Origin of the sequence: Micromonospora sp. NBC_00821 (assembly GCF_036347035.1) — a bacterium.
Lineage (GTDB): Bacteria > Actinomycetota > Actinomycetes > Mycobacteriales > Micromonosporaceae > Micromonospora > Micromonospora hortensis.
Window position 1 is genome coordinate 2,539,636 of sequence record NZ_CP108880.1, and the last position, 19,845, is coordinate 2,559,480.

The 19,845-nt window shown below is 71.7% G+C and carries 18 protein-coding genes and 1 riboswitch; of the genes, 11 read left to right on the plus strand and 7 right to left on the minus strand.

Going from position 1 to position 19,845, the window contains the following annotated elements:
* Window positions 1–17 precede the first annotated feature (17 nt).
* Complete coding sequence (locus OHB44_RS11575; protein WP_238686292.1) at window positions 18–527, minus strand: GNAT family N-acetyltransferase; 510 nt, start codon at window positions 525–527, stop codon at window positions 18–20.
* A gap of 100 nt (window positions 528–627) precedes the next feature.
* Between OHB44_RS11575 and OHB44_RS11580 the strand changes: the two genes are divergently transcribed.
* Genes OHB44_RS11580 through OHB44_RS11595 form a run of 4 tightly spaced genes read left to right on the plus strand, consistent with a single transcriptional unit; the run spans window position 628 to window position 3,451 of the window.
* Window positions 628–879 (plus strand): acyl carrier protein, encoded by a 252-nt coding sequence (locus tag OHB44_RS11580; RefSeq protein ID WP_238686291.1) that lies wholly within the window; start codon window positions 628–630, stop codon window positions 877–879.
* Window positions 876–2,156 (plus strand): AMP-binding protein, encoded by a 1,281-nt coding sequence (locus OHB44_RS11585; protein ID WP_330440779.1) that lies wholly within the window; start codon window positions 876–878, stop codon window positions 2,154–2,156. Before OHB44_RS11580 ends, OHB44_RS11585 begins: the two co-directional genes overlap by 4 nt.
* Window positions 2,149–2,904, plus strand: coding sequence for an SDR family NAD(P)-dependent oxidoreductase (locus tag OHB44_RS11590; RefSeq protein WP_238686289.1), 756 nt, complete (start codon window positions 2,149–2,151; stop codon window positions 2,902–2,904). The genes OHB44_RS11585 and OHB44_RS11590 overlap by 8 nt, the downstream gene beginning before the upstream one ends.
* Window positions 2,888–3,451 carry a hypothetical protein gene (locus OHB44_RS11595; protein WP_330440780.1) on the plus strand — a complete coding sequence of 188 codons (564 nt, stop codon included), beginning with the start codon at window positions 2,888–2,890 and terminating at the stop codon, window positions 3,449–3,451. The genes OHB44_RS11590 and OHB44_RS11595 overlap by 17 nt, the downstream gene beginning before the upstream one ends.
* Before the next feature lie 31 nt (window positions 3,452–3,482).
* Here the strand turns inward: OHB44_RS11595 and pseI are convergent, their stop codons facing one another.
* Window positions 3,483–4,535 (minus strand): pseudaminic acid synthase, encoded by a 1,053-nt coding sequence (gene pseI / locus OHB44_RS11600; RefSeq protein ID WP_238686287.1) that lies wholly within the window; start codon window positions 4,533–4,535, stop codon window positions 3,483–3,485.
* A 133-nt stretch (window positions 4,536–4,668) separates the two neighbouring features.
* The gene (locus OHB44_RS11605) at window positions 4,669–5,832 is read right to left on the minus strand and encodes a glycosyltransferase family 2 protein (protein ID WP_266303125.1); all 1,164 of its coding nucleotides are present in this window, start codon (window positions 5,830–5,832) and stop codon (window positions 4,669–4,671) included.
* Window positions 5,833–6,131: 299 nt separating this feature from the next.
* Between OHB44_RS11605 and OHB44_RS11610 the strand changes: the two genes are divergently transcribed.
* The 5 genes from OHB44_RS11610 to OHB44_RS11630 all read left to right on the plus strand — a co-directional run bounded on the left by OHB44_RS11610 (window position 6,132) and on the right by OHB44_RS11630 (window position 11,228).
* Complete coding sequence (locus OHB44_RS11610) at window positions 6,132–7,433, plus strand: acyltransferase family protein (protein WP_238686285.1); 1,302 nt, start codon at window positions 6,132–6,134, stop codon at window positions 7,431–7,433.
* A 92-nt stretch (window positions 7,434–7,525) separates the two neighbouring features.
* Complete coding sequence (locus OHB44_RS11615) at window positions 7,526–7,948, plus strand: hypothetical protein (RefSeq protein ID WP_238686284.1); 423 nt, start codon at window positions 7,526–7,528, stop codon at window positions 7,946–7,948.
* Between the two features lie 133 nt (window positions 7,949–8,081).
* On the plus strand, window positions 8,082–8,852 hold the full coding sequence (locus OHB44_RS11620; protein ID WP_330440781.1) for a hypothetical protein: 771 nt from the start codon (window positions 8,082–8,084) through the stop codon (window positions 8,850–8,852).
* 284 nt (window positions 8,853–9,136) lie between these two features.
* Window positions 9,137–9,277, plus strand: a riboswitch (cyclic di-AMP (ydaO/yuaA leader).
* Window positions 9,278–9,509: 232 nt separating this feature from the next.
* Window positions 9,510–10,358 carry a C39 family peptidase gene (locus tag OHB44_RS11625; RefSeq protein ID WP_238686282.1) on the plus strand — a complete coding sequence of 283 codons (849 nt, stop codon included), beginning with the start codon at window positions 9,510–9,512 and terminating at the stop codon, window positions 10,356–10,358.
* A 123-nt stretch (window positions 10,359–10,481) separates the two neighbouring features.
* Window positions 10,482–11,228: an alpha/beta fold hydrolase gene (locus OHB44_RS11630; protein ID WP_330440782.1), complete on the plus strand. Its 747-nt coding sequence runs from the start codon at window positions 10,482–10,484 to the stop codon at window positions 11,226–11,228.
* A 5-nt stretch (window positions 11,229–11,233) separates the two neighbouring features.
* On the opposite strand, the gene OHB44_RS11635 is transcribed toward OHB44_RS11630, so the two are convergent.
* The 4 genes from OHB44_RS11635 to OHB44_RS11650 form a co-directional block, all read right to left on the minus strand.
* Window positions 11,234–12,904: a CDP-glycerol glycerophosphotransferase family protein gene (locus OHB44_RS11635; protein WP_330440783.1), complete on the minus strand. Its 1,671-nt coding sequence runs from the start codon at window positions 12,902–12,904 to the stop codon at window positions 11,234–11,236.
* 34 nt (window positions 12,905–12,938) lie between these two features.
* The gene (locus OHB44_RS11640; protein WP_238686280.1) at window positions 12,939–14,456 is read right to left on the minus strand and encodes a bifunctional cytidylyltransferase/SDR family oxidoreductase; all 1,518 of its coding nucleotides are present in this window, start codon (window positions 14,454–14,456) and stop codon (window positions 12,939–12,941) included.
* A 145-nt stretch (window positions 14,457–14,601) separates the two neighbouring features.
* A complete protein-coding gene (locus OHB44_RS11645; protein ID WP_112585647.1) occupies window positions 14,602–15,378 on the minus strand; it encodes an ABC transporter ATP-binding protein in 777 nt (258 codons plus the stop codon).
* A 34-nt stretch (window positions 15,379–15,412) separates the two neighbouring features.
* Window positions 15,413–16,306: an ABC transporter permease gene (locus OHB44_RS11650; protein ID WP_330440784.1), complete on the minus strand. Its 894-nt coding sequence runs from the start codon at window positions 16,304–16,306 to the stop codon at window positions 15,413–15,415.
* A gap of 180 nt (window positions 16,307–16,486) precedes the next feature.
* Here OHB44_RS11650 and OHB44_RS11655 point away from each other — a divergent pair, with 180 nt between their 5' ends.
* The gene (locus tag OHB44_RS11655) at window positions 16,487–17,119 is read left to right on the plus strand and encodes a TetR/AcrR family transcriptional regulator (protein WP_238686278.1); all 633 of its coding nucleotides are present in this window, start codon (window positions 16,487–16,489) and stop codon (window positions 17,117–17,119) included.
* Between the two features lie 145 nt (window positions 17,120–17,264).
* Window positions 17,265–19,397: a DUF6077 domain-containing protein gene (locus OHB44_RS11660; RefSeq protein ID WP_266303117.1), complete on the plus strand. Its 2,133-nt coding sequence runs from the start codon at window positions 17,265–17,267 to the stop codon at window positions 19,395–19,397.
* Window positions 19,398–19,845: the final 448 nt, after the last annotated feature.

The window sequence follows — 19,845 nt, forward strand, 5'->3', positions numbered from 1 at the left end:
GGAAAAGTGTCCGCCAATCAGCGCTGGCGGCGGTCCGCCCGAGCCAGGGAAATCGGGACGACGGTGATTTCCCGGCCGTCCGACAGTTCCTGTCGCGGGGTGCCCTCGACGAATCGGAAACGTCGGTTCATCTGCCGTACGACGGTATTGTGGCCGAGCACCTCGCCGTCGAGCCGGTCCAGGTGCAGCCCGTCGAAGGCGTACTCGACGGCCTCCCGCATGACCCCCAGCCAGGCCGGCAGTGTCTCGCCCCGCCCGTCCAGCCCGTCGGCGTCGAGATAGAAGCCCCAGGCGCCGGTGCGGGGGCCGTCCAACCGCAGGTCGAAGAAGGTGACCACACCGCAGGGCCGGTCGTCGCGGACGTACACCAGCACCCGCCGGGACCTGTCGTCGCGGACCGTCGACCACCACCTGGCGTGCTCCTCGACGGTGATCTCGTGACTCGTCTTGCTGACCTGTCGATTGGTTTCCTGATTACGCCAGGACAACATCAGATGAACGTCGTCCGTCGTCGCTTCGCGCAGCACGTGCGTCTCGCTTTCCTAGCCGTTCACATCGGGTTCCGGCACCTTACCCGGGCCTACCGGGAAAGCAGATATGCATTCGTTGGGTTGTAGACTGCGGCGCATGAACGAATTGAGTCGCGTGCAGATCCGCGACCTCATGGCTCAGGTGCTGAAGAATCAGGACAAGGAGCTGCCCGCGGACGACGCGGCGCAGTTGCGGGAGATCGGCTTCCGGTCGCTCGACTTCTCCGAGCTTGCCCTGCGGGTGGAGGACGAGACGGGGGAGGAGCTCAACTTCGACGCCCCCGGGCTGCGTCGCATCGCCACCGTCGGGGACGTCCTCGACTTCCTCGTCGAGCTTCAACACCAGTGACCGTCGCGGCGTCGCGCCCCCCGACCCCCGCCAGCCCGGAGCCGGCCGGTGTCGACAACCGGCTCGTCGTCGGTGGCGCCGCGCTGACCTGGCGTTCACTGCCGATGCCCACGCTGCCCGACCCGGCGGCGGTGCTCGCCCGGTCGGCCGTGCACGCGCTCACCGCGGCGCGGCAGCACGCCGTGTACGGCACCGAGCTGCTGCTCAGCACCGCGAGTCGGGTCGACGCGGTGCTGCGCACCGAGCTGCTGGAGGCCGGGTTCACCGTCGGCGTCCTCGACGACGACGGCGTGCATCCGAGCGCACCGGCCCGGCCGCGAGCCGCCGAGCCGGGCCGGCTCTGGTTACTGACCTCGGGCTCCACGGGGCGTCCGAAGCGGGTCGGGCACACCCTCGACACGCTGACCACAGTGCGGGCCGACCAGCCCGACCGGACCTGGCTCTGCCCGTACGCCCCGGGCACGTACGCCTGGTGGCAGGTCGTCACCCTGTCGCTGACCCAGCCCGGCCAGCACCTGGTGGTGGTCGAGCCCGACGAGTTGGACGACTGGCCCACCGTAGCGTCCACCCACGGGGTGGACGCGGCCTCCGGCACCCCGACCTTCTGGCGGCGCACCCTCTACCGCGACGCCGAGGCCCTCGCTCGGGTGCCGCTGCGCCAGATCACCCTCGGCGGGGAACCGGTGGACCAGGCGATCCTGGACCAACTGCGGGAGGTCTTCCCGACGGCCCGGATCTCCTGGATCTACGCGTCGTCCGAGGTGGGGGCGTCCATTGTGGTGCACGACGGGCGGGCCGGTTTCCCGGTCGACTGGCTGGACCGGGAAACCCCCGGCCGGCCGACGCTCTCCGTCCGCGACGACGAGCTGGTGGTCACCTCCCCGTACCACGGGGCCGGTCTCGCCGGTCCCGTCCGCACCGGGGACCGGGTGCAGGTGCTCGACGGCCGGGTGCTGATCACCGGCCGACTGGACTCCGACGAGATCAACGTCGGTGGTAGCAAGGTCTCCGCCGGTGTGGTCCGCGGCGTGCTCGCCGGTCATCCGGCGGTGGCCTGGGCCCGGGTGACCGGCCGCCGCGCCCCGGTGCTCGGGCGGATGGTGGTGGCCGAGGTGGTCCTCGCCGCTGCCGACCCGTCCCGCGCGGACACCGGTGTGCCGGACGAGGCCGCGCTGGTCCGCTGGTGTGCCGACCGGCTCCCCGAGCACGCGGTGCCGCGCCGCATTCGCGTCCTGACCGACATTCCCGTCAAGGAGACCCTGAAGAGCGATGTCTGAGCCCGCCGACACCCAGCTCGTCCCGCCCAGCTCCGTGGTCCTCGTCTCCGGTGGTTCCCGTGGCCTGGGCCTGGCCATCGTCACCGACCTGCTCGACGCCGGCGTACGCGTGGCCGCGTTCGCCCGCACCATCACCCCGGAGTTGGAGAAGCTCGCCGCCGAGCACCCCGACCGGGTGCACGTCGGCGCGGTGGACGTCACCGACCTGCGCGCCGCGCAGAGCTTCGTCCGGGAGGTGGAGCAGCGCCTCGGCCCGATCGACGGCATCGTCAACAACGCCGCCATGGGGCAGGACTCCCTGCACGCGCACACCGCCACCGACGACATCGCCCGGATCATCGAGACCAACCTGACGGCCCCGCTACAGCTGACCCGGCTGGTGATCCGCCGGATGCTCGCCAAGGGGCTGCGCGGGCGGATCGTCAACATCACCTCGATCTGCGGGCAACGCGGTTTCCCCGGTCTCGTCGCGTACTCGGCCACCAAGGGCGGCATGGACGCCGCCACCCGCTCGCTCGCCCGCGAACTGGGCGGCCGGATGCTTGTCAACTCGGTGGCGCCCGGCTTCTTCGCCTCGGAGATGTCCGCCGTGCTCGGTCCGACCCAGCTCGACCAGATCGTGCGCCGCACCCCGACCGGTCACCTGACCGAGCCGGTGGAGGTCACCCCTGTCGTGCGGATGCTGCTGCGGGAGCACACCAACATCAACGGCCAGGTCATCGTGGTGGACGGTGCCGCAGCCATCTGACCTGCGGTCGGTCCCGCTCCCGGTGCACCAAGTGCGGCACGGCGGGGCGGCGGCCGTGCCGCCCCTGTCGTCCGGGGCGGGCGGCAGGGCCGTGCCGCGTCCGGTGCCGGGGCTGCTCGCCGCCGCCGAGCGGCACCTGCGCGTCGGCGCCCCCGCCGACCTGGCCGACGCGGTGACCCGTAGCCACCTCGACGACGGCCGCTGCGTCGGCTGGTACGGCCCACCGGCGCCCGGCTGGCAGGTGGCCGTCGACGCGGAACGCGCCGACGCCCCGGTGCCCCCGGCGCTGGCCCGTCGGTTCGGCACGGGTGATTTCTGGGCCCGGTGGACCAGGGCCGAGTGCTGCTGCAAGCTGGCCGACGTGCCGGTGGCGGTCTGGTGGCGGCGTCACGGCCTGGGTGCGCCGGCCGCCGGCTCGGCGGTCTGGCGGACCCTCCGGCTGGCCGACCTGGTGCTCACCGTCGGCTTCGCCCCGACCCTCCCGCCCCGCGATCTTGCACTTTCTGACGCCGAATCGCGGCTTACACGCCTTTCGTCGGGACAGTAACTGCAAGATCGCGGGGTGGGGTGGGGTGGGGTTAGATCTGGTCCCAGCTCAACGGGGTGCCTCGGGGGACGTCGGTGGTGAAGGTGCGGCCCAGGACCCGGTCGATCTCCACGGGCGCCAGCCCGCCGGCCGGCCGGATCGAGCGGACGTTGTGCGCGGTTACCGGATCGCCGGCCCGGACGTCCTCGACCACGAAGAGCGATCGGCGGAACCGCAGGCCCTCCCGCTCCGCGGGGGTCGGTCCGATCGCGGTGCCGCCCAGCGCCTCGTACGCGCGGCCGGACTCGGCGACCAGGGCCGTGAGTTCCGCCGGGTTCAGGGAGAAGTCCGAATCCACGCCGCCGTCGGCCCGGTCCAGCGTCACGTGTTTCTCGATGAAGCAGGCGCCGAGCGCCACCGAGGCGACCGCCACCCCGATGCCGGGGGTGTGGTCGGAGAGCCCGACCGGCACGTCGAACGCCCCGGCCAGCACGGGCAGCCGGCGCAGGTTGCTGTCGGCCGGCGGGGCCGGGTAGGACGCCGTGCAGGCCAGCAGGACGATGCCCGCCGCGCCCCCGGCCCGGGCGGTGCGCACGGCGGCGTCGATCTCGGCGACCGTCGCCATCCCGGTGGAGATCACCATCGGCTTGCCGGTGCTGGCCACCAGTCGGATCAGCGGCAGGTCGACCAACTCCGACGAGGCGATCTTGTACGCGGGCGCGTCCAGTGACTCCAACAGCTCCACGGCTGTCGCGTCGAACGGGGACGAGAAGACGGTCAGGCCACGCTCGCGGGCCCGCTCGAAGATCGGGGCGTGCCACTCGTACGGGGTGTGCGCGCGTTCGTAGAGGCGGTACAGGTTCTCCCCGCCCCACAGCTCGTGCCCGCTGGAGATTCGGAACGCCGGGGTGTCGACGTCGATGGTGATGGTGTCCGGCCGGTACGTCTGGAGCTTGAGCGCGTGCGCCCCGCTCGCGGCTACCGCGTCGACGATGGCCAGCGCCCGGTTCAGATCGCCGTTGTGGTTGCCGGACATCTCGGCGACCACGAACGGTCGCTCCCCGGCACCGACCGCGTGCGGTCCGATCTTGATTGTCGCTGTCATTCCGACCTCTGCTCGGGTACGCCCGCACCGGGGTGCGGTGATGCTGTCGTCGTCCACCCGGCGGGCGGACGACCTGGGAAATCAGGGCGCCGGGAGCCGCCCCGGCTCCCGGCGTGCTCCGTGGTGGGGTCGATCACGGCAGGCGGCCGACGGCCAGCGCGTCGCGCCGCTCCGGGGCGAGCCCACCGTCGCGCGTCTTTTCGGCGCTCGCCCCTCGCCCCGGGTCCTCGTCGGCGGCGAGCGAACCGCCGTCGGCGCCGCCCACCGGGCCGGAGCGGCGCAGGCGACCAGCGACCCGGTGGGCCTGGCGCAGCGCCGAGTACGCCACCCAGTCACCCCGCCCGACGAGGCGGTGCTTGAGCCCGGCCACGCCGGGGGGCAGCGGGTAGCCGCCGGTGGGCAGGTAGCGACGGTAGTGCGCGGTGGCCCGGTGGAAGAAGTCGCGCCGCAGGTGCGGGTGCAGCCGGCCGTCGTTGCCCACCACCACCAGGTAGTGGCTGATCATCAGCTCGAACAGCTCGGCCTGCAACCGCTCGTCCGGGTGCTTCCGGGCGACCCAGTCCATCAGCCGCTCGTACTGGGCGAAGGCGTCGAAGTGCCGGCCGCTGCGGGTGGAGGTGATCGCGCCCTGGCGGCCCTGGCGGTACAGGTAGCAGACCCGGTCCAGCACGGAGATCTTCTCGGCCCCGATCAGCAGGGGGTGGCTGAACGGGATGTCCTCGTACCAGCCGGGGAAGAACCGCAGCTCCAACTCGTCCATGAAGTCCCGGCGGACCACCTTGTTCCAGGCGGTGTGCTGCACCCGCAGGAGCTGCGGCTGGTCGGCCAACCGGGTCACGCCGGTGATCCCACGCAGCAGCGGGCTGCTCGCGTCGATCTCCCGCCGGCCGTCCTCGTGCACCCGCAGGTGGTCGAGCATCAGCACGTCGGGCTGGTGCTGGCGCAGCCGGTCCAGCACCGCCGCGATCGTGCCAGGTGGCAACCAGTCGTCGCTGTCGACGAACCAGACGTACCGGCCGGTGGCCACGTCGAGCCCGGCGTTGCGGGCCAGCCCCAGACCCACGTTGCTGCTCAGGTGCACGACGCGCACGCCATCGCGGCTGACCGCGTACGAGCGGAGCATGTCGCCGCAGCCGTCCGGGGAGGCGTCGTCGACGGCGATCAGCTCGACCGCGTCCGACTCGCCCGCCGGGATGTCGGCCCGGATCGACTCGAGGCACTGGTACAGGTACGCCTCGACGCCGTACACGGGCACGACGATGCTCAGCAGCGGTGCGTGCGTCGGCTCATTGACCACGTCCGCCACCTTCGACGACCCGGGTGGCCGGACCCGGAACCTGACGTTGCCGCCGATGGTGGACTCTCTGAACTCCCGCCGAGCGGAAGGTTAACGCCGGGCCGGTGGGCGGTTTCCGGCCCGGGGAACGCGGGCTCGTGGGGCGGGTGGGACGCGTCCGGTTCACCCGGGAGTGACCCGGTAGGGTGCCTCGGTGCGGCCCTGCCGGGTCGTCGTGGGCGTCGCCGTCGCGCCGTCCGACGCCGCGACGAGGAGGCTACGACCGTGCTGGTGACCCTGCCGAGCGCCGGGATCCCGGCATGACGAGCGTCGCCGCGACGTCGGCCGCCCGGCCCGCACCGGCCCTGCCCCGGCTGCCCTCGCTGACCGGACTGCGGTGGATCGCCGCTCTGCTGGTCTTCGGCTTCCATGCCGGCACCATGCGGATCATCGCCGAGCCGGACTACAAGGCCGTCATCGACGCACTGTTCACCCTCGGCCTCTCCGGGGTGCAGTTCTTCTTCATCCTCAGCGGTTTCGTGCTGGTCTGGTCGGCCCGCGAGGGGGACTCCCGGCGTACCTTCTGGCGGCGACGGATCGCCAAGATCTACCCGAACCACCTGGTGCTGTTCGCGGCGACGCTGGTGGTCGCCTGGTGGTTCGCCGACCCGGTCCTGCCGGCGGCGGCGTTGGAGAACCTGCTGCTGTTGCAGGCGTGGGACCCCCGGCCGGGTTGGTTCTACAGCATCAACACCGTCAGCTGGTCGCTGTCCTGCGAGTTCTTCTTCTACCTGTGTCTGCCGCTGGCGCTGCCGCTGCTGCGCCGGGCCCGACCGAAGCTGCTCTGGGCGCTGATCGTCGCGCTGCCGCTGCTGATCCTCGCGCTCTGGCCGGCGCAGGAGCTGGTGCCGGAGGTGAGCCGCTGGTGGTTCACCCAGATATTCCCGCCGGTACGGTCGCTGGAGTTCTGGCTGGGCGCGGTGGCTGCCGAGTTGATGCGCCGGGGGCTGTGGCGCGGTCCCGGTCTGAGGGTGGCCAGCGGGATCTTCCTGGTCACCTGGGTGGCGGCAGCGCAGTGGATCCGTGCCGAGTTGTGGACCACGCTGCTCGCGGTCGCGTACCTGTTGGTGATCACCGCCGCTGCGGACGCGGACGTGCGGGGTCGGCGCTCGCCGTGGCGGTCCCGGCCGCTGGTCTGGCTCGGTGAGGTCTCGTTCGCCTTCTACCTGGTGCACGTGCTGGTGATGACGAGCGTGCTGCGCTGGAGCGGCACCTGGGGGATCGGCTTCGCGGGCTGGCGTGGCCCGGCCGTGGTGCTCGGCTTCCTGGCGGCGAACCTGATCCTCGCCGGGCTGCTGCACCGCTTCGTCGAAACCCCGATGATGCGCCGGCTCGCGCCGCGCCGTGCGGCCCGTCCGGCGCCCGTCCCCCGACAACGGGCGGCCGGCGGCGACGACGCTCGGGATCCCGGAAGCAGCGCCCGCGACGGGGCCGACGGGGCCAGCCAGGCCGGCGACGGCGACGCTCGGGATCCCGGAAGCAGCGCCAACGGCACTGTCGACGGACCTGCCGACGAGGTCGGTCAGGCTGACGGTCGATCACCGTACGTCGACCTGCGCTGACAACGTCCACCCTGGTCAACGGGGTCGGCGCGGCGTGATCCGACACGCCCGTGGTCGGTGCGCCCGGGTCGGCGCGACGGTAGCGTTGGGGCGTGCTTCCGGTCGCGTTCACCTGTCCGCTGTGGTGGGTGGCGCGCTGGGCGACTCGGGTGCTGACCAGCCTCGCCGTCGTCGCGGCCCTGGCGCTCGGCGCAGGCCCGGCCACGGCCGTCACGCCAACACCCGGCCCGGTGCCGACGTCGAGCGCCGTGCCGGCCTCGGCCGCCGCCGGGTCGCTGGCGGCTTCCTCCCGGCACTCCTGGGCATCCAGCGCGGCCCGCCCGGCCGCGGCGACACCGCCGGAAGCCGCAGAGGAGTCGGCCCCGACCTGGTCGGTCCACACGCCGGTGGCGCTCTTCGGTGATCAGGGCACCATGGCGGCCGTCGTGCTGCCGGTCGGCGCGGCCGAATCTGACCGGCTGCCCCTCGTCGACGGTACGGGCGGTCGGGCTTCGCGGGCCCCACCCGCGCGCTGAGCCACCGGGACGACCGTCCCGCCACAGCGCCCTGTCGACACACCCGCTCCCTGACCCGCCGACCCGTGGCCCACAGTGGCCCGCTGATCGGCGCGGCTCCCCATCGCACTGCTCTCTCCCCGAGGTGCCGACCATGGAGACCGTCGTCTTCTACCAGTTCGTGACCGAGATGCCGCAGGCCGCCGCCATCTGGTCGACGCTGTTCCTGCTGACCCTGGGCCTGCTCACCGTGCTGGCCGCCCGCCCCGAACGGGACCTCCCCACTGACGACCCGCTCCCGGCCGGGCCCACTCGTCGGGAGCTGGCCGCCGCCGAGGCTGTCGACCTGCGCCGCTACGCCGAGGAGGTGGCCGTCGCCGCGGCCCGTGCGGCCATCACCGCCAAGCGGCGGCGCGCCGCCTGGCTGACCGCTCAGGAGCAGATGGAGCAGGCCTGGACCGGGTACGACGAGGCGGACACCGCCGCGCGTCGCTTCGCCGGCGCCGGGGCGCTGCCTACCCCGCAGACCTCGCACACCCCCGCCGAGTACGCCGCCCGGGAACGCTATCTGCACCGGGCGGCGATGGCGGCGTACTGGCGGGGCGACCTGACCATGGCGCAGCTGGGCGACGTGTTCGGGCACCGGCGCGGCTGGGATCCCCGGCGACACCCGGTCGAGCAGGAGGTGCTGATCAGCCGGGTGGTCCGCGATGCGCGGCTGGCCGACTACCAGGTGGCCGCCGACAGTGAGCGGGTCGCCTGGCGCGACGCGGAGTTGGCCGCCTCCTCGGCCCGTGCCCTCGCCGAGGAGGCGTACGCGGCGGCGGCCCGGCTCCGCCCGATCCTGGTCCCCGCGCGCCGCACCGTGGCCGGGGCGTTGCGTCCCGCCGTCGTGGCACTGTGGCGCCCGGCCCGGGTGGGTTGAGCCCAATCCGTGATGTGAGGCCGGTCACCCAATCGGAAAATCCGACGTCCGACGCGTTCGGTGGGATTGTTCCCGCGATTGTGGCCGCGTTCTTTACGGCCTGTCCGGTTGTCGCCCGTAGGCGTCACCGTAACCGGTTGTCCCATCGAGTCACGTCAGCGGCAATACGCGCAGAGATTGTCGCGCCAATTGGGGTTTACGCAGGTGAACCTTGCTTGGCAGGGCGTTGAGACGCCAGTAGTGTCGTCCCGTCCGGTGCGGTAACCGATCGCAAGACGCGACGCCGCATCGACCCGCTTAATCGTGATCAACGAACCGGGGACCCACCAGTAAGTCCGGGGTGAATCCGCGAGCCACGGCCCGCGGTAGGGCGTCTTCCCGCCCGAATCCGTCAGCTAACCCGGTAGGCGGTGTCGGAAGGAGTCCCATCCTCGTGCAGCACCTTTCCACCCCTCGGCTGTTCCCTCGCCTCCACGGCGCGGCGGTGCACCCGCTCATTCGTCCCGTGACGGTGAGCTGACCCCCGGGTCATCGCCTTCCCCGCCCGGCCGCGCCGGGCGTTCCCCTGAGCGGTTCACCATCCGCGGACCACGGTCCGCGCGCTGGCGCCTGCCCGGATACCGGTCCGGCCCCGGTGTGCCGCTCTCCCCCCGATCCGTGGAGGACCCCGTGAAGCACACCCTGCAGCGTCAGCTCCGCCGCCTCGCCACCGAGCGCCCGTACCAGATCGTCGCCGCCTCCGCCGCTGCCCTCGCGATCGCCACCACCACCGGCGCCCTGCTCACCACTGCCGACGAAGCCCCGGCCGGCCAGCGCACCGCGACCACTGTCGCCGAGATGCGCAGCGACCTCACCGCCTCCCGCGGCGAGGCTCGGGACGCGTCCCCCTCGGCCAGCGCCGCGCCGACCACTGCCGCGCCGGCCACCAGCGCCGCGTCGCCCGCCGCCAAGGCCAGCAGCAACCCGGACCTCACCCGGAAGCCGGAGCGGCCGAAGCCGCCCGCGACCAAGGTGCTCGACTACGACTACGAGGCGCAGAACACCTACTACAACTGCGGCCCGGCTGCCACCCGGAACGCGCTCAGCGCCGCCGGCATCGACCGCACCCAGGAGGACCTCGGCGCCGAGCTGGGCACCACCGAGATGGGCACCAACTCGGCCGAGGACACCACCCGGGTGCTCAACGCCGAGGTGAAGGGCTCCCCGTACCGGACCCGGATGTTCCCCGGAGCGCCCAGCCCGGCCCAGATGGACCGGCTCCAGGCCGACGTGGTGAAGGCCATCACCGACGGTCGGGGCGTGGTGGCGAACGTCGTCGGGGACGCCACCGACACCGACGGCGGCTGGCACTCCTACGGCGGCGGGCACTACATCGCCGTCGTGGGCTACAAGGACAACGGCCGCACCGTTCGGATCGCCGACTCGGCGAACCCGGCCGACCCGTCGTACTGGATCACCACGATCGACCTGGCCAACTGGATCACCAGCCGGGGCTACTCCGCCTGACCCGGGCACGCTGACCGCCGCGGGCGCCGTCCTCCACAAGGGGCCGGCGCCCGCGGCGTTTGTGCGCGCGGTCCGGCGTCGACGGCTCTCGTACCCGACAGTGAACCGTGGGAGACTGCGGCCGTGGTGGAGAAAACGGGTGGTCACGTCGGCCGCAGGCGGGTCCTGCTGCTGCTGCACGGCATGGGAGCGACCGGGGACGTGTGGTTGCCCTGGGCCCCGTACCTTGAGCAGCACTGGCCCGGTCGGTGGCTGGCACCGGACCTCGCCGGCCACGGCTGGGCGTCGCCGCTGCCGTCGTACTCCTTCCCGGGCTTCGCTCAGCAGATCGCGCAGGCCCTCGCCCCCGATGACCGGCTGGTAGTGCTCGGGCACTCACTGGGTGGGGTGGTCGGCCTGGTGCTTGCCGCCCGCGACGCCGGAACGCCGGTGGACGCGGTGGTCGGGCTGGGCATCAAGGCACTCTGGTCACCCGCTGAGCTGGCCCGCGCCGCCGAGGTGGCCGCCCGACCGGTGAGCTGGTTCGCCAGCCGCACCGAGGCGGCGCGCCGCTACCTGCGGGTCTCCGGGCTGGCCGGCCTGGTCCCGCCGGATGATCCGGTGGTGGACGCCGGGCTGCGCCAGGTCGACGGCCGGTGGCGCCTCGCCATGGACCCGGCCGCCTTCGCCGTCGGCGAGCCCGACCTGGCCGCGCTCCTGGCGGCGACCGACGTGCCGGTGGTGCTGGCGCGCGGGGAGAACGACCCGATGGTCACCGACGAACAGCTCAAGGAGTACGGCGTACCGGTGGCCACGCTTCCGGGTCTCGGGCACAACGCGCACGTGGAGGACCCGGCGGCGGTGCTGGCGCTGCTCGACCCGTACCGCTGATTCGGTTACGCCGGTGTGGACGCGGCCAGTGTCTGGGCCGGTGTCAGCTCCCGGCGGGCGGCGGTCAGGAACGCCTCGGCGTACGCCTCGGCCGGGAAGTCACCCAGGTAGTGGCGGCGGGTGGCCCAGCGAGCCTCGGCCAGCGGGTCGGTGTCCAGCAGGGCGGTCAGCACCTCGTCCACGTTGGACATGTCCCGACGCAGCACGTAACCCGACCCGGCCAGCGGGAACCGCTCCACGAACCGGTCGCCCTCGTCGCCCATGTCGGTGACCGCGTACGGCTTTCCGGAGTAGAGGAAGTCCGAGATCACGCCGGACACGTCGGAGACCAGCGCGTCGGCGGAGTTGACGCACTCGGTCAGACTCAGCTCCCGAGCCGCCGCGCCGACCACGTGCTGGCGGCCGGTGCGGGCCCGGTCGGCGACGAGCAGTTCGGTCAGGCGGCCCAGTTGGCGGGCCGATGCCGGGTTCTGCGTGGTGTACGGGTGGGCTCGCAGAATCACCGTCGCGCCGCGCTCCAACAGTCGGCGCAGCAGGCTTTCGGCCACCGGCAGCGAGCAGTAGTCGGCGTCGGCGTGGTGCCCGGTCCAGGTCGGCGTGTAGAGCACGGTCGGGTGCGCCAACCCTCGTGCGGGCTCCGGGCGTACCTCGATCGACTCGACCTGCGGGCGACCCACCACCACGAACTTGTCAGTCGGGATCTGCACTCCGGCGCGGGCGTACCTGTCGATCGCCGCCTGCCCGGCCACGAAGATCCGGTCGAAGATCCCCGACACCGGGTTGGCGCTCGGCGCCTTGTCGCTGTCGCCGTGGTGCAGCTGGATGTGGGTGAGCTGGGTGAAGCGGACGCAGTGGCTGTTCTTCGCACCGTGGTTGACGTAGAACGCCGCCCGCAGGCTCGGCACCAACGCCTCGTCCATCGCCCCCAGGGTGGGGCAGTAGACCACCGGCGCGTCGGTGGCCGCCGCGATCGGGGCCAGGAACTCCGGCTCACGCAGCACGACCAGGAACGGCCGGCCGATCCGTTGCAGGTACGGCAGCCACATGGTGACCTGGTATTCCGAGCCCGGAGGCGCGGAGAAGTAGAGCAGGAACTCCGGCTGGTGCCGGCGCAGCGCTGCGGCCACCGACCCGCCACCGGCGCGCGGCCGGAACCGTCGCCGGGCCAGGTCCAGCGCGACCGCACCGGCGCCCGCGCCGACCAGCAGGCTGGCGGCCAGCGCCACACCGGCCGGGAGGGCGAGCGTGGCGGCGAGCGCCAGGGCGGCGAGCAGCCCGAGCAGGGCCGTGCCGAGTTGGTCGGCGATCAGCGGCGTCCAGGCGCGTACCGGCAGATTGGCAGTTCGGATCTCCAGACCGCCGGCGGTGCGCAGCGGCCCCACCAGCAGCACCAGCCCCAGCAGGACCAGCCCGGTGGCGACCAGCGCGAGGTTGAGCCCGTCGTCCAGCCGCCGGGAGTAACCGACCAGGATCGCCGCGGCGATCAACGCGGTCTCCGCCACCAGGTCGGCGCTGGGCCGGATCCGCTGCTCAGCGGCCGAGGCGGCCAGCGCGGCGACGGCCAACGCCAGCCCCCAGCCGGTGGCGCCGGTCAGCGCCAGCACGACGAAGGCCAGCACGGCCAACCCGGTGGTCAGGCACCGGGCGGCCAGCTTTCGGACCAGGTCGCCGCGCAATGTCGCTCCGTTCGTGGTTCGGCAGCCGTCGGCGTCAGTTGGCGGACGTCGCGCCGGCCGGTGCCTCGACCCGACCCGACCCGGACTGCGCCGGCACGCTCGGCGTGGGCCCGTCGCCGGGTGCCCGGCGTACGTCGATCACCTGACCGGTCAGGTCGGAGATCAGCACGTCCAGCGACGACTGGGCGACGGCCTCCGCGGCGAGCAGGGTGTGCTCCGGCTCCTCGCCGAAGGCCCGCGTCCGCATCGGGGTGGCGGTGCGCTCCGGGTTGATGCAGTTGACGCGCACGCCCACGTCGGCCCACTCGTCGGCGAGCGCCTGGGTCAGGTTGACCAGGGCGGCCTTGGTGGCCGAGTAGAGCGCGTAGCGGGCCCGGCCCCGGGTGTAGGAGCTGGACGTGTAGAGCAGCAACTGGCCCTTGGTCTGCTGGAGGTACGGGAGGGCCTGGCGGGCGATGGTCACCGGGCCGACGAAGTTGACCTGGAGCAGCCGGTCCATGGTCTCCTCGTCCATTTCGGCGAGGGCGCCCTTCTCCAGGATGCCGGCGGTCACCACCACGTGGTCGATCCGGCCGGTGGCCTCGAAGGCGGTCGTCAGCGCGGCCTCGACGTCATTGGCCCGCTCCACGTGGGTGCCGGTGCTGGAACGGCTGAACGGGAAGACCTGGGCACCGTAGCGGCGGGCCAGCTCGGTCAACTCGTGGCCGATGCCGTAGCTGCCGCCGAACACCACGATGGTGCGGCCGGTCAGCTCCTCGCTGTAGCTGCGGTGGTCGGTCAGTCGGGGGGCCTGCGCGGCGGCGAGCTGGAAGAGCTTGTCCGCCAGGTGCACGTCGACCGGGTGGGTGACCTTGATGTTCTCGTCCGAACCGTCGATCACCTTGATCGGGGTGCCGGGAAGGTAGCGCAGCACCACGCCACAGTCGTCGGTGGCGGCGAAGTCCGGGTCGTCCTCGGCGATCTGGTACGCCGCCCGGATCGTGGGGGAGCGGAACGCCTGCGGGGTCTGACCACGGCGAAGCCGAGAGCGCACCGGGATGTCGGTGATGCAGTCGTTGTCGTCGACCTGGATGATCGTGTCCGCGGAGGGGATGGCCACGTCCACGGCGTCGTAGCTCCAGAGCGCGTTGACGCACTCGCGCACGATCCGGCCGCTGAGCAGCGGGCGCACCGCGTCGTGGAAGAGGATGTTGCAGTCTTCCGGGCCGACAGCGTCCAGGGCGATCCGGGTGGTGGCGTTGCGGGTGTCACCGCCCTCGATCACCTTGGTGACCTTGCGCAGGCCGGCCTTCTCGACGATCTGCTGGGCGTCCTCGACGTGGCCGGTGGCCATCAACACGATGATCTCGTCGATCTCCGGTGCCGCCTCGAAGACCGCCAGGGTGTGCTCGATGATCGGCTTACCGGCGATCTTCAGCAGCTGCTTCGGGATGCCGAGGCCCAGCCGGGTCCCTGTGCCGCCGGCCAGAACCACCGCCACTGTCCGCGAGGGCCGCCACGGCGTCGGGGTCTCCGCTTCGGCGTCCGGGCCAGGGGTCTGGTCCTGCGTCATTGCCGGATCCTCACTCTCAGGGATGCGTTAACGGAAGGTTCCGCCCGAGCGGCGACGGAATGAACCTTAACGCGCGGACCGCGTCGCCCCAACGCGGGCGACGCGGTCCTCAGGTGCATGTCGGTGCCGGACGTTCGCCGGAACTCTACTTGCTGTTCGCGTACGCCTCGTACGCCCGGATGACCTCGTCGGTGGGGCCATCCATCCGGATGACGCCCGATTCCAGCCAGATCGTCCGTTCGCAGGTGTCCCGTACGGAGGAGAGCTGGTGGCTGACCAGGAACACCGTCCCCGCGCCCTCCCGCAGCTCCCGCACCCGCTGCTCGCTGCGCCTGCGGAAGCCCTTGTCGCCGGTGGCGAGCGCCTCGTCGATGAGCAGCACGTCGTGCTTCTTGGCGGCGGCGATGGAGAACCGCAGCCGGGCCGCCATGCCCGACGAGTACGTCCGCATCGGCAGGCTGGCGAAGTCACCCCGCTCGTTGATCCCGGAGAAGTCGATGATCCCCGCGGCCTGCTTGGCCACGTCGTCGGGGTGCATCCCCATGGCCAGGCACCCGAGGACGACGTTGCGCTCCCCGGAGAGGTCGTTGAGCAGGGCGGCGTTGACGCCCAGCAGCGACGGCTGCCCCTGGGTGTGGATGGCGCCCCGGTTCACCGGCAGCAGACCGGCGATGGCCCGCAGGATGGTGGACTTGCCGGAGCCGTTGCTGCCGATCAGCCCGATCGCCTCGCCCCGGTACGCGGTGAACGAGATGCCCTTGACCGCGTGCACCTCCCGGACGTTCGGCGCGTGGGTGCGCTTGACCAGCCGGCGCAGCGCGGCCACCGGCGTGGTGCCACCGGCGGCACCCTGGTGCACCCGGTAGATGATGTGCGCGTCGTCCACGACCACTGTCGGGATGCGCTCCTGGGTTCGGGTCATCGTCGCGCTCGCCTCGGTGGGGGCGTCGAAGTGATCAACCACGGCCGTACTCCTGTTCGCCGCGCCAGAAGTAGATGAAACCGCCGATGCCGGCGACCAGCGCCCAACCGGCGCCGACCAGCCAGAGCTGGGCCAGCGACTCGTTGAGCAACGGCGCCTCCTCGAGCAGCGAGTACCGTGCCAGCTCGATGTAGACCAGCAGCGGGTTGTACTGCACCAGTGTCGTCGCCCAGCCGGGCAGCCGGTCGAAGAGGCTCACGCTGTAGAGGACGCCGGAGCCGTACATCCAGGTCCGCATGATGAACGGCATGACCTGCTTCAGGTCGCTCGACTTGGCGCCCAGTCGGGCCACCAGCAGCACCACTCCGGCGTTGAACACCGCCTGCAGCAGCAACGCCGGCACCAGCAGCAACCACTCCCAGGTGAGTGGCTCGCCGGTGACCAGCACGATGCCGACCAGCACCACCATCGAGGCCAGCAGTTGCTGGAACTGGGTGACCGTGGTGGACAGCGGCAGGCTGGCCCGGGGGAAGTGCAGCGCCCGGATCAGCCCCAGGTTGCTGCTGATCGACTGGGTGCCGGCCAGGACCGCGCTCTGGGTGAAGTTGAAGATGAACAACCCGGTGGTCAGGTAGGCGATGAAGTTCGGGATGCTGTTCTGTGCGAGCACCACCCCGAAGATCAGGTAGTAGACCGCCGCGTTGGTCAGCGGGGTGAGCACCTGCCAGAGCTGACCCAGCTTGGCGTTGCTGTACGAGGCGACGAGCTTGGCATTGGCGTACGCGGCGATGAAGTGCCGGTAGGCCCAGAGTCGGCGGCTGTACTCGACGAGGCTGGGTCGCTCACCGGCGACCCGTAGCCCGTGCCGAGCGGCCAGCTGCGCCTGGGTCAGGCCCGTGTCGGGGTCGACCAGCGCGGTGGTGGCCATGGAAATGGCGCTCCGATCTTTCGTGCAGACGGGGGTTGCTCGCGACGATCGAATCCTAGTGGGAAATATGCGCGGGGCGCCGCCTCGTCGCTGCGAGGACAGTAGTCCGAAACACGTCGGGACGCAACCGTACCGTCGTTGCGCTACGCTGTCCGGCGTGACCTGCGATAAGAGCCCTCGATGACCACCGAAAAGAGGCGGGCACCGGCCGGCGCGGCGGTGCTGCGCGACGAGATCACCACGGCCATCCGCCGGGCGCTGATGCAGGAGCTCGCCGCTGTCGGCTACGGCCGGCTCTCCATCGAGGCGGTGGCCCGGCGGGCCGGCGTCAGCAAGACGGCAATCTACCGACGGTGGAGCTCGAAGCTCGACCTGGTGCTGGAGGTCGTCGCCGCTGCGGCACACGGCAAGCTCCCCGCACTGGACACCGGCACGCTGCGCGGTGACCTCGCGCTGCTGTTCCAGGCGGTGGCGCACGCGCTGCGCCACCCACTGGCGTCGCAGATCATTCCGGATCTCCTGGCCGAGGCCGCCCGCAACCCCAGCATCGACGCGACGCTGCGTCAGGTGCTGCACGCCAGGCAGCAGGAGATCGGCGGTCACCTGGTCACCCGGGCCGTGCAACGTGGCGAACTGCCCGCCGACACGGAGCTGGACGCCGCCGTCGACCTCATCGTGGGGCCGCTCTACTGGCGGCTCGCCATCGCCCGTCTCCCACTCACCGACGGCTACCTGGACCGTCTGGTCGAGTCCGTCGTCGCCGGGATGGGCGCGAACAGGGCCCTGTCGGCCCCGCGAGCGGCTCCGATCTGAGGCTGACCGAGCCCGCGACACCCGCCGAACGGGGGCCCGGAACCCCGGTTCGCCTCCGCTAGGCTGCCCCCTTGACACCCGGCTGTCACCGAGCCGACACCCGCTTTTCGCCCCCTCATCCGCCGCCGGACGACAAGGACGACCCGTGACGAAAGTCGAAGACGCTGTCGTGGCGCCAGCGCCAGCCGACCGAGAGAACGCCCCGACTGCGGACGCCGCAGCGGAGGGCGCCAGCCGATCCGGGCGCGGCCTGAATCTGATCGGGCGACTCAACGCCGGTGTGGCCGCCGCACCCGTGCTGTTCACCGACGCGGCGGTGGTCGCTTTCGCCCTCTGGACTCTGCTCTACCACCTCAACCTCGGCCTCGACCTGCGTCCCTCCGTTGTCTTCCTCGGCTGGGTGGCCCTGCTGCCGATCGTGGCGTACGTGTCCCGGAAGCTCCGGCGGCGTGACACGAGAGGCCGACTCACAGACGACGAGCCGGCGGACACGCCGGCCGAGGCGCCCGCCAACCGGGTAGCGCTGCTGCGCCGGTACGCCCTGCCCATCGGCAGCGCGCTGGGTGCGGCGCTGTTCGCGGCCCTCGGCACCGGCATGGTGACCTGGTGGTTGGCGGCCGCGCTCGGCCTGGTCTCGGTCATCTCGGCGTGGCTGGCCGTGCCCCGTCGCGGTGGGCCGACCGACGCGGGTGCCGCTCCGGTCAGCCGAAAGACCACGCCGAGGCAGGGCTGGGTGGTCCTCGTCGTGTCGCTGGCCGCCGCCTACTTCGCCACGCTCATCGGCCGTGTCTCCCTCGACGACGTCTTCTACGTCGGCAAGTCGGTCTGGGTGGCCGAGCGGGACGAGATCCCCTTCCGGGACTTCCTTTTCACCGAGGGCGTCCTGCCGGCGGGCTCGGCGAACCCGCCACTGCCGTCCTTCGAGGTCTTCATCGGGGCGATGGCGCGCGTCCTGCACGTGCACGCCGCGACCGCGACGTGGTATCTGCTCCTGCCGGTGCTGGCCGTCTTCGCGATCTTCGCGCTGTGGCGACTCGTGCAGCGGTGGGCGCCGCGCCGTCCACTGGTCGCGTTCGGTGTGGCGGCGGCCTACATCCTGCTCGTGGCCTACTACGCCGACTCCCTGAACACCTACCACCTGCCGCGGTTGACCCAGGGCAAGAGCGTCTTCGTGCACGCGCTCATCCCACTGGCCTGGGTGTATCTCACCGACTACCTTGAGCGCCGTTCCCGACGTGCGCTGATCCTGCTCGCCCTGCTCTCCGTGGCCAGCGTCGGCTACACCACCACCGCCGTGATGCTCCTGCCCCTGCTCGGCGCCGCGGCGGCGGTCGTGCTGCTGTTCACCCGGCGAGTGCGGGAGGCCGTCCTGTGCTTCGCGGCCGTGTCGCTCTACCCCGTGTTGTCCGGCGCGCTCGTCCAGGTCCTGCGGGGCGGGATCGAGACGACCGTCGCCACCTATACGCCGCTGCTGCCGCTGCGGACCATCTACGAGCTCACCCTGTGGCTCGGCATCCTCGGTGTCATCGCCGGGCTCGCCGTGTGGTGGTCGCCCCTGGTGCTCCGCGCGGGCGCGCCCCGTCAGCTCGCCGCCGGTGCCGTGCTCGCGGTGACGGTCCTGATGATTCCCGGCCTGCTGAAGCTCGCCGGTGACCTCAGCGGTCTGCGCGCGGTGCTCTGGCGGGTGCCGTGGATCCTGCCGGTGCCGGCGCTCGTCGGCATGCTGGCCGTCATCCGGCTGCCCGGGTTGGCCCGAGTCAATCGCGTCCTGGCCTTCGCGCTCCCCGCCGTGCTGGTGTGCGCCTTCTACACCCAGGGCAAGCCGATGTGGACCGACGACCTGGTCCAGACGAAGCCGACCTGGCGGATGCCGGAGGCCCGTAAGGCCTCGTCCTTCTGGATCAAGAACCTGGACAATCGCCCACCGGGCCTGGTGCTCGCGCCGTCGTCGGTCATGCGGGCACTCCCACAGGTCACGACCGAGGTCCGGGTGGTGCTTCCCCGTGACCTCTACCTCACCGACTACGGGATCGACACGGAGTTCTCCCAGGACCGGCTGCTGCTGGCGAGGTTCGCCGACGCCGATCGGACCGTCTCGATCTACGAGGTGGACGCCGCGATCCGCCGGGTGGGTGTCAGCCTGGTCTGCGTCTGGAAATCCAACACCCTCGTCGCCGACGCCGCGCCGTACCTGGGCCTGGAGCGGATCGCGTCGCGCAACCCACCCGGTGCGATGTACTGCTACCGCACCACCGCGTCCCCGACCGCTGGCCGCTGACCTGCCGGAACATGTCGTCACCATGGCCAGGACGCGCGCCGCGTCCTGGTCATGGTGTGTCGGCCCCGGCCCAGCGTGTGGACGTGCCGGCATCGGTGGCGGGCCGCTCATCGTCTCCACCCCCGACGGCGGGCCGCTCATCGTCTCCACCCCCGACGGCTGGCCGCTGTGGACCTCAGGAAGCCCACCGCCGTCGGCGCTTCGGGGTCCGCGCCCGGTACCAGCTTCGGGTCCGCTTCCTCCCGGGTGGCCGGTGCGTCGGTCACCAGGGCGGTTTGTCCTTAAGCTGTGTCGATACCCGAGTGACGCCCGCCCGTCGTCTCGCGTTAAGGTCGCAGTCAGTGACTGGGGCCCGAGCAGACAAGTTCGGTCGCCACTTCCTGACAAACTGCGCTGCGGACCTGGGGCACGGCATGTGACCTGCGCGGAAAGGTCGACCGGCATCGTC

Coding starts and splice junctions, on each gene's coding strand:
- pseI (WP_238686287.1), bottom strand. CDS start 4,535: ATGACAGCGACAATCAAGATCGGACCGCACGCGGTCGGTGCCGGGGAG.
- OHB44_RS11580 (WP_238686291.1), top strand. CDS start 628: ATGAACGAATTGAGTCGCGTGCAGATCCGCGACCTCATGGCTCAGGTG.
- OHB44_RS11620 (WP_330440781.1), top strand. CDS start 8,082: ATGGAGACCGTCGTCTTCTACCAGTTCGTGACCGAGATGCCGCAGGCC.
- OHB44_RS11650 (WP_330440784.1), bottom strand. CDS start 16,306: ATGGCCACCACCGCGCTGGTCGACCCCGACACGGGCCTGACCCAGGCG.
- OHB44_RS11590 (WP_238686289.1), top strand. CDS start 2,149: ATGTCTGAGCCCGCCGACACCCAGCTCGTCCCGCCCAGCTCCGTGGTC.
- OHB44_RS11610 (WP_238686285.1), top strand. CDS start 6,132: ATGACGAGCGTCGCCGCGACGTCGGCCGCCCGGCCCGCACCGGCCCTG.
- OHB44_RS11655 (WP_238686278.1), top strand. CDS start 16,487: ATGACCACCGAAAAGAGGCGGGCACCGGCCGGCGCGGCGGTGCTGCGC.
- OHB44_RS11640 (WP_238686280.1), bottom strand. CDS start 14,456: ATGACGCAGGACCAGACCCCTGGCCCGGACGCCGAAGCGGAGACCCCG.
- OHB44_RS11645 (WP_112585647.1), bottom strand. CDS start 15,378: ATGACCCGAACCCAGGAGCGCATCCCGACAGTGGTCGTGGACGACGCG.